The sequence below is a fragment of the Mesorhizobium sp. M8A.F.Ca.ET.165.01.1.1 genome (assembly GCF_004792065.1).
Classification (GTDB): Bacteria; Pseudomonadota; Alphaproteobacteria; order Rhizobiales; family Rhizobiaceae; genus Mesorhizobium.
On the sequence record NZ_SRTH01000001.1, the window covers coordinates 478,702 to 492,119 of the forward strand.

10 protein-coding genes are annotated in these 13,418 nt (G+C 64.1%); 1 reads left to right on the forward strand and 9 read right to left on the reverse strand.

Annotation, left to right across the window (positions count from 1 at the left end; all coding sequences use genetic code 11):
* Positions 1-53: 53 nt before the first annotated feature.
* From hemH to EN808_RS02365, 9 genes are all read right to left on the reverse strand, one after another.
* The gene (gene hemH / locus EN808_RS02325; RefSeq protein ID WP_135915033.1) at positions 54-1,118 is read right to left on the reverse strand and encodes a ferrochelatase; all 1,065 of its coding nucleotides are present in this window, start codon (positions 1,116-1,118) and stop codon (positions 54-56) included.
* A gap of 137 nt (positions 1,119-1,255) precedes the next feature.
* Entirely contained in the window at positions 1,256-3,337 is a 2,082-nt protein-coding gene (locus tag EN808_RS02330; RefSeq protein ID WP_135915034.1) for a bifunctional UDP-sugar hydrolase/5'-nucleotidase, read from the reverse strand.
* Positions 3,338-3,525: 188 nt separating this feature from the next.
* Positions 3,526-3,903 (reverse strand): hypothetical protein, encoded by a 378-nt coding sequence (locus EN808_RS02335; RefSeq protein ID WP_127276968.1) that lies wholly within the window; start codon positions 3,901-3,903, stop codon positions 3,526-3,528.
* Positions 3,904-4,090: 187 nt separating this feature from the next.
* Positions 4,091-5,536, reverse strand: a complete 1,446-nt coding sequence (locus EN808_RS02340) for a homospermidine synthase (RefSeq protein WP_127276966.1) — start codon at positions 5,534-5,536, stop codon at positions 4,091-4,093.
* A 151-nt stretch (positions 5,537-5,687) separates the two neighbouring features.
* Positions 5,688-6,617, reverse strand: coding sequence for a DUF3445 domain-containing protein (locus EN808_RS02345; protein WP_135915035.1), 930 nt, complete (start codon positions 6,615-6,617; stop codon positions 5,688-5,690).
* A gap of 3 nt (positions 6,618-6,620) precedes the next feature.
* Positions 6,621-7,283, reverse strand: coding sequence for an aminotransferase class IV family protein (locus EN808_RS02350; protein ID WP_135915036.1), 663 nt, complete (start codon positions 7,281-7,283; stop codon positions 6,621-6,623).
* Positions 7,232-8,374, reverse strand: coding sequence for an aminodeoxychorismate synthase component I (locus EN808_RS02355; RefSeq protein ID WP_135915037.1), 1,143 nt, complete (start codon positions 8,372-8,374; stop codon positions 7,232-7,234). The genes EN808_RS02350 and EN808_RS02355 overlap by 52 nt, the downstream gene beginning before the upstream one ends.
* Positions 8,375-8,550: 176 nt before the next feature.
* Entirely contained in the window at positions 8,551-9,330 is a 780-nt protein-coding gene (locus tag EN808_RS02360; protein ID WP_135915038.1) for a proton-conducting membrane transporter, read from the reverse strand.
* Positions 9,331-9,688: 358 nt separating this feature from the next.
* Positions 9,689-11,527, reverse strand: coding sequence for a M3 family oligoendopeptidase (locus tag EN808_RS02365; RefSeq protein WP_189524040.1), 1,839 nt, complete (start codon positions 11,525-11,527; stop codon positions 9,689-9,691).
* Between the two features lie 226 nt (positions 11,528-11,753).
* On the opposite strand from EN808_RS02365, the gene EN808_RS02370 reads away from it, so the two are divergent.
* Positions 11,754-13,289 carry a sigma-54 dependent transcriptional regulator gene (locus EN808_RS02370; protein ID WP_127276956.1) on the forward strand — a complete coding sequence of 512 codons (1,536 nt, stop codon included), beginning with the start codon at positions 11,754-11,756 and terminating at the stop codon, positions 13,287-13,289.
* Positions 13,290-13,418: the final 129 nt, after the last annotated feature.

Below are 13,418 nucleotides of genomic sequence, written 5' to 3' on the forward strand. Positions count from 1 at the left end.
CCACGTCTCCGGAAGGTGCGCCTCAACGCCCCGGAGTGGCGGTGGTTCCGGCTTCAGGCCCAGCCGGACAGCTCGCGCCGTACCATCGCTTCGATCACCGCCATGCCTTCCGGACTGTCGTTGAGGCAAGGAATATGGGCGAATTTTTCGCCACCCGCATGATGGAAGGTCTCGGCAGCTTCGCGGCCGATCTCGTCCAGCGTCTCGATGCAGTCGACGGAAAAGCCGGGATTGACGATGGCGATCGACTTGACGCCGTCCTTGGCCAGTTTCTCCACCGTCTTGTCGGTGTAGGGCTGCAGCCATTCCTGCGCGCCGAAGCGCGACTGGAAGGTGGTGATCAGCTTGTTCTCGCCCCAGCCCAGCCGTTCGCGCAGCAGCCGCGTCGTCTTGAGGCAGTGGCAATGATAGGGATCGCCCTTCTCGAAATAGGGTTTCGGGATGCCGTGATAGGAGGTGATGACCACCTCCGGCTCGAAATCCAGCGTTGCCAGATGTTGCTCTATAGAAGCTGCCAGCGCCTCGATGTAGACCGGCTCGTCATAGTAGGGCGGCACGCTACGGATCGCCGGCGCGCGGCGCATCTTCATCAGCGCGCGAAACAGCTGGTCGTTGGCGGTTGCCGTGGTGGTGGCCGAATATTGCGGGTAGAGCGGAAGCGACAGGATGCGGTCGCAACCTTGCGCGACCAGCCGCTCAGCCACGCTTGCCGTCGACGGATTGCCGTAGCGCATCGCCCAGTCGACGGTGACGTTGGGCAGGTCGCGCAGCGCCGCGGCCAGTTTTTCGCCTTGCGCGCGGGTATAGGTGCGCAGCGGCGACTCGTTTTTCTCCCGGTTCCAGATCCTGGCGTAGTTGGCGCCGGACTTTTTCGGCCGCGACGTCAGCACCAGGCCGTAGAGGATTGGATACCAGATCGCCTTGTTGAGCTCGATGACGCGCGGATCGGACAGGAATTCCCTGAGATAACGCCACATCGGCTTGAAATCGGTGCCGTCGGGCGTACCGAGATTGACCAGCATGACGCCAACCTTGCCCGTCCTGACCGGTGGATGGCCTGGCGGCAGCGGGCCAACCGCCTTTGCGGCGTCGGCATCTATCGAGGAAGAAAGCGTCATAAGGGTTCTCCGGATGGCGCGAACCTAACCATCTTGCGCAGGCTTTCAATGCTGCGTCTGGCCGCACCTTAGCCTTAAAAAGCGACACCCGCCCGGTTTCCCGGGCGGGTGGTGTATTCCAGGCTTCGAAGCGAAGGCTATTTCGGCGGGATGGTCAGCGTGTCGCCAATCGGAAGCCGGTGAGGCTTCTGCCCCTTGTTCGCCTCATAGATGAGTTTCCATTTGGTCGCGTCGCCATAGGCCTTCTTCGCCAGCTCCCAGTAGGTGTCGCCCGTAACGATGACATGGCTGCCGGTGGCCGGCGCGGCTTCAGCGGGCTTTGCCGGCTCGGCGGGCGCGGGTGCCGCCGGGGCTGGGGCGGCCTCGGCAGGCTTTGCCGGTTCGGCAGGTGTCGGCGGGGCCGGCGGGGGAGGCGCGTTTTCCGTCGATATGGCTGGCGGCGTGTTGGCGATATCGCCTGAGTTGGCGGGCAGTTCAGGCATCGCCGGTGCGACATCGGCGGGCTTTGCCGGTTCAGCCGGTTTGGCGGGCGCGGCCGGTGCCGGCGTCGCGGGCTTTGCTGGTTCGGCAGGCTTTGCCGGCTCGGCGGCAGGCGCCGCCGCGACCGTCGCCGCGATCTCGGTGATGCGGCCGTCGAGCTTCGGCGTATAGGGCCGGTGGGCGCCGAGATAGTCGGCAACCACCTGTTCGAGACCGGGGCCGTAATCATAAGCGTTCTTGGCCTTTTCGGCGAAGACCTTGTAGCCGTCGCCGCCCTGGCGGACATAGTTGTTGGTGGCGACCAGATAATCCTTGTCGGGATTGATCGGCGTCCAGGCGCCGTTTTCCATCACTTCCACCGACTTGACGCGGCCGGCATTGGGCGCGACCGACCTGTCGAAGGAATATTTGAGGCCCGCCACCTGCGGGAAGCGGCCGGCGCCGTCCTCGATCTGGCTGAGCCCGCCTTCGAGCCCGGCGACCAGGTCCTTGCCGGAAATCTGGAAGGTCGCCAGCGTGTTCTGGAACGGCAGCACGGTCAGCACCTCACCCATGGTGACGGTGCCCTTGTCGATCGAGGCGCGCAGGCCGCCACCGTTGGAGATGACGATCTCGACGCCCTGTCCCTTGACGCGGTCGAGGATGGCGTCGGAGACGAGGTTGCCCATCGCGCATTCCTTGGCGCGGCAGTTCTCACGGCTGCCGTCGATCACGTCGGTGGTCTCGGCCACTTCCTTGTTCTTCAAGGCCTCGATCGGCGCGCCCAGCTCCTTGATGCGGGCGAGCACCGCGGGATCGGGCGTGATCGACTTGTCGAGATGGATCGGGTCGCCGCTCGCCGATTTGACGACGCCATTGTCGTCAAACACGACCTTGAACTCGCCGAGATATTTCGAATAGGACGCCGCCTGCACCACAGGCACCTTGTAGCCGCCGGGGTTGTCGACCATCGTCGGGTAGGGTCCAGCCGCCTTCGGGTCGGTGTTGGAAAGAAGCGTGTGGCTGTGGCCGCCGACGACGACATCGATGCCGGGAATCTTGGCAATGACGTCGCGCTCCCTGTTATAGCCGATATGGGTCACGGCGATGATCTTGTTGACGCCTTCGCCCTTGAGCTTGTCGACCTCCGCCGTGATCGACTTCACGTCGTCCTCGATGGTGATGTTGGGGCCGGGGGAGGCGAGTTCGGGCGTGTCGTTGGTGACGGCGCCGATGATGCCGATCTTCTGGCCGCCGACCTCGACGACGATCGACGGCTTGACGCGGTCGCCGAGCTTGGACTGGGCGTTGGCCTTGACGTTGGCGCCGAGCACGGGGAACTTGATCATGTCGAGGAACGGCGCCAACGCCGTTTCGCCATCGTCGAATTCATGGTTGCCGAGCGCCATGGTGTCGAACTTCATGTCGTTGAGGAACTCGCCTTCGACCTTGCCCTTGTAGGTGGTGTAGAACAGCGAACCCTGGAAATTGTCGCCGGCGCTGAGCAACAGCACGTTCTGGCCTTCCAGCTTCTTGCGTTCCTGGGCGATCGCGGTGATCAGCCGACCGGCGCCGCCGATGCACTCACCCTTGGTCTCCTCCTCGGCCGAGCAGGTCGATTCATATTTGTTGTTGCCTTCGATGCGGCTGTGCCAGTCATTGATGTGCAGGATGTTCAGTGTGTAGTCGGCAAAGGATACGCCGGCCGACAGGCCAAGCGTCGACGCGGAAAGGGCGGCAATGGCGGCAAGCTTCTTCATCTTCGTCTCCCGGCAGGCTGATCCGAGGCGTCTAACGCCCTTGCTTGACTGGATATAACAGCCAGCGTTTCGATCATGTTCCCATCGCGTTCTGGCCGACGCAAGCAGAAATCCAGGTGAGCTTTGCCGGCATAAAAAGAACGGCGGCCAATGGCCGCCGTCCTTGAGCAAGCGGATGTTCGCGGGGTTCAGGTGCGTCGCGTCAGCACGAAATTCTGGCCGCCCGAACTGGTGCAGTTGAGCTGGCTGGTCGACACCAGCAGGCAGTTGAAGCTGACGCCGGTCTGGCGGATCAGCGAGGTGCCGTTGATCTGCACCGAAGTGGCGCCGGTCATCGTGTAGCTGCCATCGGCCAGCTTCTGGCCGGTGTCGGTAGCGACGGTCGTGAACTTGCCGCCGTTGAAGGTCGACAGGCCGGTGCCCTTGGCATCGATCCAGGACCCCTCGACGCCTTTCGGCGTGGTTGCCATCGGCGGCTCGCCGGGGCCGCTGGTGGTACAGGCAGCGAGCATCGAGACAACGGCGCCCGCCACGCCCATAGAAAGAACTTTGCGCGCAATAGTCATATAAAATCCTCTCCAAACGCGTCGGGTCCAAAAATCGGGCCGATTTCTGGAAAGCGCGACGCGAACGTCCAAAGTGCTGGGGTGTGCTTATGCGTCCAACGGGACGCACTCGCCACTCCAGGCCGCATCCCTTCAATCGCCCGATTTCCGGGCGATTGCAAGGCAATGGCATAGGGTCCGCGCGATGCTATCGGACGAGGATGTTGCGGAATTGCCACGGGTCGCTGCGGTCGAGGTCCTCCGGGAAGAGGCCCGGGCGCCTGTCGAGCGGCGTCCAGTCGGTATAATAGCCCTTGACCGGTCCGAGATAGGGCGACTGCACGTCGAGGCAGCGCTTGTAGTCCATCTCGTCGGCCTCGACGATGCCGGCGGCCGGATTTTCCAGCGCCCAGACCATGCCGGCCAGAACCGCCGAGGTGACCTGCATGCCGGTGGCGTTCTGATAGGGGGCCAGCTTGCGCGCCTCGGCGAGCGACAGCTGCGAACCGTACCAGTAGGCATTCTTGTCGTGGCCGTAGAGCAGGACGCCGAGTTCGTCGACACCGTCGACCAGTTCGTTCTCGTCCAGCACATGGTGCACCGGCTGCGGCTTGCCGGCGGCACCGAACATCTCGTCCAGCGACAGCATCGCATCGTTGCAGGGATGGTAGGCGTAGTGGCAGGTCGGGCGGTATTGAACCTTGCCCTTCTTGGAGCGCACGGTGAAGAAATCGGCGATCGAGATCGCCTCATTGTGCGTCACCAGCAGGCCATACTGCGGGCCCGGCGTCGGGCACCAGGAGCGCACGCGCGTGTTGGCGCCCGGTTGCTCCAGGTAGATCGCGGCCTTGGAGCCGTGCTTGTGCTTCTTGCCGTTCTTCGGCATCCAGGTCTCGTGCGTGCCCCAGCCGAGCTCGGCCGGCTGCAATCCTTCGGAGATGAAGCCCTCGACAGACCAGGTGTTCCAGAACACATCCATCGGCTTGGGCTTCTTGGTGCGCTGGGTGTCGCGCTCGGCGATGTGGATGCCCTTGACGCCGGCCTTCTTCATGAGTTTCGCCCAGCCCTCCCGGTCGTCCTGCGCGGGCTCGGAGAATTCCATGCCGAGATCGGTGGCCAAATTGACCAGCGCCTGCTTGACGAACCAGGACACCATGCCGGGGTTGGCGCCGCAGGTGGAGATTGCCGTCGCGCCGCCGGGCTTGTCGTGCTTTTCCTTGATCAGAGCTTCGCGCAGCGCATAGTTGGTGCGGCTGGCATTGTCGGCCTTGGCGTCGAAATAGAAGCCAAGCCAGGGCTCGACGACGGTGTCGATGTAAAGCACGCCGAGCTTGCGGCAGAGCCGCATCAGGTCCACCGAGCCGGTGTCGACCGACAGGTTGACGCAAAAGCCTTGGCCTGCGCCATTCGTCAGAAGCGGCGTCAAAAGCTTCCTGTAGTTCTTCTCGGTTACCGCTTCCTGGACGAAGGCGATGCCGCGCTCGTCGAGCAGCTTGCGATCGGTATCGCGCGGGTCGAGGACCGTCATGCGCGACTTGTCGAACTTGAAATGGCGTTCGATGAGCGGCAGCGTTCCGCGTCCGATCGAGCCAAAGCCGATCATCACCACGGGGCCGGTAATCTCACCGTAAACGGGCCAGTTTTCATTCGCCATTTTATCGAGCACTCCTTCAACTGCGTGCAAAGCCGGGCAACTCCGTGCAAAAGCCGAGCAACCCCGTGCAAAAGCCGGGCATTTTCGCCCAACGGCCATGCGCTACATCACAGATCATTGTCATAAACCAGCGAAAAGCGCCAACCCGCGACTACGCGTCCTTGGCCATGTGGTTAAGGACAGCGATCAGCCGATCGCGATCCGATGTCAGGCCCTTGTAGTCGAGCTGGGCGATATCGAGCGCTTCGAGTTGGGCGGCGAAGGACGCCGCCAGCGTCGCCCGGTCCGGGTGCCGCGCCAGCACGGCGAGCGGGTCGAGATGGATGCGGATGGTGAACAGGATATCGCGCGAGGCGGGCAGTTTGCGCAGCGTCTGGCGCTCCACCCGAATGAAGGCGTGCGCCTTGACGTCACCGTCGGGGAAACGTGTCGGCCGGCTGGTAGCGCGGTCGATGCGCTCGACATTGGACAGCGGATGGTAGAGCGCGTCCCCTGACTGGATCGACCAATTGTAACGCTCGACCGCCTGGCCCTGCAGGCCATCGAACATCCGGTTGATGAGGTCGGCCGGCCTTGTGCCCGGGCCGAAGCCCGGCACCGGCTCGTGGATCTGCTGCAGCGGCTTACCGAATTTTTCGGTGAGCGCCCAGGACGAGGGGAAGCACAGCGAACCCGCGGCCAGACGCCAGCCGCTGTCGTCGCGGCGCATGAGGATGAGGTCTTCCTGGACAAGCAGCGAGGCCGCGACCAAGGGCGCGCCGGCGAGGCTGGAAGAGATGGCGGGATGGCTCGTCACGCCCACGACCGCAACGCCCGCGTCGCCGCGCCGGTGGATATCGGGGAATCTTTCCGGCAGGTAGGCGCCGAGCAATTCGAGCACCTCCTGCTGGGCGGCGCGCGTGCCGTCCTCCTCGACGAAAACCCGCTCGGGGATCTCGGCATAGAGCCGGCGCTTCTCGGCGAGATAGGGTAGCAGGTGACCGTCGACCTCGATCCAGTTCGCGGGGTCGAGCGGCTTCAGCCCGATGGTGAAGAGTTTCGACGAGCCATCATAGGGCGTGTGGGCGGGTAGGGACGTCATGCCTCAGATCAGTCTTGCCGGGATCAGTCCGCGCAGCGAATTGCCGACGAACAGCGCCTTGGCGGATTTCAGGTCATCCAAGCTGTAGATCGCTTCACTGGCGCGGCCTTCATCCAGAAGCACGGCTCGCAATACGCCAGGCAGCAGGCCGCAATCGAGTCGGGGCGTCGCCAGGATGCCGTTGCCGAAATCGGCGAAGACATTGGTGATCGTGCCTTCGCAGATCTCGCCGCGCTCATTGGCGAGCAGCACCTCATCGGCCTGGGTGATGAGATATTCGGAGCGGGCTTGGGTGAAGAGCTGCCGCCGGCTGGTTTTGTGGCGCAGCAGCATATTGCTCGAATCGAGTCTCGTCCGTGCCGGCCGCAGCGTCCACACCTTGTCGGCGGCAAGGGGTTCATAGGGTTGCGCAGAGGCGTTGGTCTCGCCATTGCGCGACAGAGCGAGCCGCGTGCGCATGGCGATGGGCGATCGATCGACCGCGCCGCTCAGGGCCTCGCCGACCTTTTGCGGATCATAGCTGAAGCCCAGTTCCACCGCCGAGTCATAAAGGCGCGCAAGATGGCGATCGAGGCGCAGGAAGCCCGAGGCGGGTTCCCAGCGCATGGTCTCGATCAGCTCGAAACCGGCGGTGTCCCCGTCGCGAAGCGGGCTTTGAGCAGACACTCCTGGTACTCCTCTTCCGCGACCGAATCGAAGACGATGCCGCCGCCGACATTGTAGATGGCCTCGCCGCTGGCAAAGAGCGAGATGGTACGGATCGCCACGGAAAAGCGCATCGTGCCGCCGGGTGCGATCCAGCCGATGGCGCCGCAATAGACGTCGCGCGGCGTGCCCTCCAGATCGTGCAGGATCTCCATGGCGCGGATCTTCGGTGCGCCGGTGATCGAGCCGCAGGGAAACAGCGCCGCGAAGATCTGGCGTATGCCGAGGCCGGGCAGCAGCTTGGCCCTGACGTCGCTCACCATCTGGTGGACGGTCGGGTAGGTCTCGATGCGGAACAATTCCGGCACCTCCAGCGTGCCGACCTCGCTGATCAGCGATATGTCGTTGCGCAGCAGGTCGACGATCATCCGGTTTTCGGCCTGGTTCTTCTCGTCGTTACGCAGGAAATTCTTCTGCCGCTCGTCCTCGTCCCTGGTTGCGCCGCGCGGTGCGGTACCTTTCATCGGATGCGTCTCGATCGTCCCCGCCGCATCGATCTCGAAGAACAGTTCGGGCGAGCGCGACAGAACGATGGGATCGCCGAGCGCGACCAGCGCGCCATATTTCACAGGCTGGCGTTCGGTCAGCGCGTCGAAGGCGGCGAGCGGGTCGCCCGACCATTGCGCGTGCACCGGAAAGGTGAGGTTGCCTTGGTAGCAATCGCCTTGCCTGATGTGCCGGTGCAGCCGCGAGAACCGCTTCTCGTAATCCTCGAACGACCACGTCGCCCTTGCATCGAAGATCGGGCCATTGGTGGGCGGGCTTGGCGGCGGCACGGCTTCTTCATCAGGAGCATCGAAGACCCCGAGGCAGACCAGCGGGGCTCGGCGCCGGCCCGGCAGCAGGGGAACGAGTTTCGGCTCGAGCAGGTAACCGGCCTCATAGGAGAAATAGCCGGCCAGCCATTTGCCGGCGTCGTGCGCGGCCTGCGCCGCTTGCAACGCCGCCGGAAAGTCCTTGGCCTGATGCGCGACGATGATATCGGCCGGCCGCTCGAAAACGAGCTGGCGCGCGCTTTCGTCGTTGCGGAAAATTGCGGCGGGCAGGGACATGGGAACCGGGATCGATGTAGCCGACGATCGCTCTATATGGGGGGGCGTGCGCGCGCAATCGAGGGAACGGCACCCTGTCCCTCAAAGCCGACTTTTGCCGGATCGAACCTTGCCGGCAAAAAAGAAAGCGGCGGCGCCCTTGGCGCCGCCGCTCACATGATCCCTGGATCCACCGCTCAGGTGTTACTGGCGGTTCCGGCCGTCGGAAACTGCTTGGCGAATTCGGCCTCGTTGCCGGCGGCAAGCAGCTTGGCCTGGTCGATCCAGCGTTCGCGCGCGATGCGGCCGTCGAAGTTCATCACGTCCTCGATCCGCTTGATGTCGGCGGATGTCCAGGCGGCGATCTGGGCGAAGGTGGTGACGCCTTGCGCCTTGAGCAGCTTTTCGTTGACCGGGCCAATGCCGATCAGCCGGCGCAGATTGTCGGGCTTGCCCGACGCCGGCTTGGCAGCTGCCGGTGCCGTTTTTTTGGCGGCGGGCGCTGCCTTGGGCGCGGCCGAGGTCTTCGCCGGAGCCTTGGCCGCCGGAGCTTTGGCCGCCGGTGCCTTGGCCGCCGGTGCCGAAGCGGTTGCGGATTTGGCCGCGGCGGGCTTCGGCGCCGCTTTTGCCGGCGCGGCCTTCGCCGCGGCTGGCTTGGCTGTCGCCGGAGCGGATTTACCAACGGCAGGCGTCGACATCAGGGCTGCCGGTGGCTGACTTGACGCCTTTGCTCCGCCGGCGCCCGACGAGGCCTGTGCTTCGCGCAGCTGGCGCTCGAGGTCGGAGCGGGTCTTGCCGCATGCATTGAGTTCGCCGGTCAGGCGGTCGCTGTCGGCGCGCAGCTTGTCGCGCTCGCTGCGGGTGCGATCGAGGTCGCCGCGCAGGCTGTCGAGTTCTCCGCGCAGACGCCCCCAGATGAACCAGCCGACCAACACGCCTACCAGGAACGCCAGGACCACGTAGAAAAAAGTGCCCATTGTCTCTCTCCAGTCAGATCCGTCTGCCGCGGGGTCATGACCTTCGGCGAGGGACTACTCGATGATGGTTCCGCTGATACACGGAACAGCCGGCTTCGGTTCGAGCTGTCGGCGATCGGCTTTGCTTGCCCATGGCCAACGGCCTTGTCGCGTTCGCCTGAGCGCACGGCTGGCGGAGACTTTCCCTCGCCGATCCGCATGCGCTCCGGCTGAGCTTAAAGGAAAGCTACCATAGAGCTTGCGGAAAGCTATGGGAAAACGTCCGTGGAGAGTCTTCAAGAACAAATATTTAGGGCAAGAATAGCGAGGCCCAAACATGCATTCCGGCTAAACTGTTCTTGGCCGGCCAGAGGGCGTCTCAATCGTCCAGCGTTTCCAGTTCGTCGATCAGGCCGCTGATCACGCCGAGCCCGATCTGCCAGAAGGCGGGGTCGGTTGCGTCGAGGCCGAATGGCGCCAGAAGCTGCGAATGATGCTTGGTGCCGCCGGCACGCAGCATCTCGAAATACTTGTCCTGAAAGCCGCGCTCGGCATTCTGGTAGACAGCATAGAGCGAGTTCACCAGGCAGTCGCCGAACGCATAGGCATAGACGTAGAAGGGCGAGTGGATGAAATGAGGGATGTAGGCCCAGAACACCTCGTAGCCCTCGCGCAATTTGATCGCCGGTCCCAGGCTTTCGGCCTGAACCTCCAGCCAGAACTGGCCGAGCCTGTCGGATGTCAGTTCGCCGTTGCGGCGCTCGGCATGCACCTTGCGCTCGAATTCATAGAAGGCGATCTGGCGCACCACCGTGTTGATCATGTCCTCGACCTTCTGGGCGAGCATGGCCTTGCGCTCGCGCCGGTCGGTGGTCCGCTCGAGCAGCGAACGGAAGGTCAGCATCTCGCCGAAGACAGATGCCGTCTCCGCCAGCGTCAGCGGCGTCGAGGCCATCAGCGCGCCTTGGCCGGCGGCCAGCACCTGATGCACGCCGTGCCCGAGTTCATGCGCCAGCGTCATCACGTCGCGCGGCTTGCCCATGTAGTTGAGCAGCACATAGGGGTGAGCCGATGGCACGGTCGGGTGGGCAAAGGCGCCGGGTGACTTGCCCGGGCGCACCGGCGCGTCGATCCAGTTGCGGTCGAAAAAGGTGCGCGCGATCTCGGCCATCTCGGGCGAGAAGCGGTGATAGGCCGACAGCACCGTGTTCCTGGCCTCGTCCCAGCCGATCACCGCCTGCGGCGTCTCCGGCAGCGGCGCGTTGCGGTCCCAGTGGTTCATCACCTCCATGCCGAGCCAGCGCGCCTTCATGGCGTAGTAGCGGTGCGACAGGCGCGGATAGGCCTCGCGCACGGCGGTGGCCAGCGCATCGACCACGCCGCGTTCGACGCGATTGGCGAGGTGGCGTGAATCGGCGATGTCCTCGAAGCCCCGCCAGCGATCGGAAATTTCCTTGTCCTTGGCAAGCGTGTTGGTGATCAGCGTGAAGGTGCGCAGGTTCTTGCGGAAGGTGGTGGCTAGCGCCTCCGAGGCGCGCCGGCGGACCTCGCCGTCGGCATCCTGCAGGCGGTTGAGGGCCGGCTCCAGCGTGAGTTCCTCGCCGTCGATATCGAAGCGAAGATCGGTCATCGTCTCGTCGAACAGGCGATTCCAGGCGCCGCGTCCGGTGATCGATTTTTCGTGGAAAAGCTGCTCGACGCGATCCTCGAGCTGATAGGGCTTGTCCATGCGCAGATCGAGCACCCACGGGCGGTAATGCGCAAAGGCGGGGTCGCTGGCCAGCGCGCCTTCGATCGCCGCATCGTCGATCAGGTTCAGCTCGAGCGCGAAGAACAGCAGATGCGCGCTGGCGTCGGTCATCTTCTCCTGGATGTCGCCATAGAGCTTGGCGCGCTGCGGATCGGCGGTGTTGCCGGCATAGACGAGGCCGGCATAGGAGACGATGCGGCCGATCAGTTCCTCGAGCGTCTCGTAGGCGACCAGCGCCTCGCCCAGTCGGCCGGCACTGCCGCGCCCGGCCTCGGCGGCGAGCGTGCCTTTCCAGCGGGCCTCGAATGCGATGGCGTCGGCGGCCGCTTCGGCAATGTCGCGCTTCAGTTCCGGCGCCTCCATGCCGGCATAAAGGTCGGCGAGATTCCATTCCGGCAGATCGCCAAGCCCGGCCGCGCCCTGACCGGACGCTGGCGCCGCAATCCGCCGATCAAACATCATGCGCATCGACATACCTTCTTTGAATCAACTGGCCTTTTGAATCAACCGGCCTTGTTTGAATCGACTGGCCGCTTTGAATCAAGTGGCCGGAATTAGGGAGCCAGACTCAACGGGAATGGAGAAGCCGGTCAAATCCTAAGGAATTCGTTCACCGGGTTTTTTGAAACCTTATTTAGAACCCTGTGCCAAGATGATCCATGGGGAATTCGGGCGCGGGCAGACCAAGACAGTCATGACAGGTTCCATACTCATAGTCGATGACGATCCCGTGCAGCGCCGGCTGCTCGAGGCGGCGGTGACGCGGTTCGGCCATACCGCGATCGTCGCCGATGGCGGTGCCGCCGGCCTCGAAGTTCTCGACGGGCCTGGCGCCCGCGATGTCTCGGTTGTGATCCTCGACCTTGTCATGCCCGGTCTCGACGGCATCGGCGTGCTGAAGGCGATGCGCGAGCGCGACATCAGCGTGCCGGTCATCGTGCAGACAGCGCAGGGCGGCATCGAAACCGTGGTTTCGGCGATGCGCCACGGCGCTTTCGATTTCGTCGTCAAGCCGGCTTCGCCCGACAGGCTGCAGGCCTCGATCTCCAATGCGCTCAAGGTCGAAGCGATCGAGGGCGAGGTCAAGCGCACGTCGCGCAAACGCGGCGGGCTGCTGACCTTCAGGGACATGATCACCCATAGTCCGGCCATGGACAGGGTGATACGCCTCGGCCAGAAAGCGGCGGCTTCCCACATTCCGATCCTGATCGAGGGCGAATCCGGCGTCGGCAAGGAGCTGGTGGCGCGTGCGATCCAGGGCAGCGGCGACCGCCGCTCGAAACCCTTCGTTACGGTCAATTGCGGCGCCATTCCCGACAATCTGGTGGAATCCATCCTGTTCGGACACGAGAAAGGCTCGTTCACCGGCGCCACCGACAAGCACACCGGCAAATTCGTCGAGGCGCATACGGGCACGCTGTTCCTCGACGAGATCGGCGACCTGCCGCTCGACGTGCAGGTCAAGCTGCTGCGCGCCGTCCAGGAGGGCGAGGTCGATCCGGTCGGCGGCCGCTCGACCGTCAAGGTCGACATCCGGCTGATTTCGGCGACGCACCGCAACCTCCTGCAGCAGGTCAAGGACGGCAAGTTCCGCGAGGACCTGTTCTACCGGCTGAACGTCTACCCGATTTTCGTGCCGCCGTTGCGCGACCGCCGCGACGACATTCCCCATCTGGTCACGCATTTCATGGAAAAGGTGGCGCCGGCCGACCCGCGCCATCGGCTGAAGGGCATTTCGGCGGCGGCGCTTGGCGTGCTGCAAGCCTATGACTGGCCCGGCAACATCCGGCAGCTCGAAAACGCCGTCTTCCGCGCCTCGGTGCTGTGCGAAGGCGATGTGTTGAGCGCGGATGACTTTCCGCAGATCCGGGCGCAGGTGGAAGGCACCGTCAAACTCGAAGCGGACGACACGTTAGAAGCAAGCGGGGCTGCCCCCGCGCTGGCGCCGCGCGATGAAGACGTTGTCCCCGACGAGGCCGCTCCGGCACCTGTGCATCCGGCCGGGGCGCAGCCCCGCTTCGGCACGCTGCGGGCGCTCGACGAGCGCGGCAATGTGCGTGCGCTGGCCGATGTCGAACTCGAAATGATCAAGCTCGCCATCGATCACTACAACGGCCAGATGAGCGAGGTCGCCCGCCGGCTCGGCATCGGCCGCTCGACGCTTTACCGCAAGCTCAAGGAATACGGCATCGACCCGGAAACCGGCCGCGTCGACAGGCTTGCTTCCTGAACCGCAAGGCCGGGACCAGTTTCCCTCGTCATTATAGGGGCTGACAGAGTGCCTTCCCCGGACTATGGCGAGTCGGAGGCGGCACTCGATGGGGTGTTGTTCACGCATTGAGGCCAATGGTAACAGATC

Bases quoted from the DNA above. Each gene is read 5' to 3' on its own strand.
- EN808_RS02355 (WP_135915037.1), bottom strand. From the start codon at position 8,374: ATGTCCCTGCCCGCCGCAATTTTCCGCAACGACGAAAGCGCGCGCCAG.
- EN808_RS02340 (WP_127276966.1), bottom strand. From the start codon at position 5,536: ATGGCGAATGAAAACTGGCCCGTTTACGGTGAGATTACCGGCCCCGTG.
- EN808_RS02330 (WP_135915034.1), bottom strand. From the start codon at position 3,337: ATGAAGAAGCTTGCCGCCATTGCCGCCCTTTCCGCGTCGACGCTTGGC.
- hemH (WP_135915033.1), bottom strand. From the start codon at position 1,118: ATGACGCTTTCTTCCTCGATAGATGCCGACGCCGCAAAGGCGGTTGGC.
- EN808_RS02360 (WP_135915038.1), bottom strand. From the start codon at position 9,330: ATGGGCACTTTTTTCTACGTGGTCCTGGCGTTCCTGGTAGGCGTGTTG.
- EN808_RS02335 (WP_127276968.1), bottom strand. From the start codon at position 3,903: ATGACTATTGCGCGCAAAGTTCTTTCTATGGGCGTGGCGGGCGCCGTT.
- EN808_RS02365 (WP_189524040.1), bottom strand. From the start codon at position 11,527: ATGCGCATGATGTTTGATCGGCGGATTGCGGCGCCAGCGTCCGGTCAG.
- EN808_RS02370 (WP_127276956.1), top strand. From the start codon at position 11,754: ATGACAGGTTCCATACTCATAGTCGATGACGATCCCGTGCAGCGCCGG.
- EN808_RS02345 (WP_135915035.1), bottom strand. From the start codon at position 6,617: ATGACGTCCCTACCCGCCCACACGCCCTATGATGGCTCGTCGAAACTC.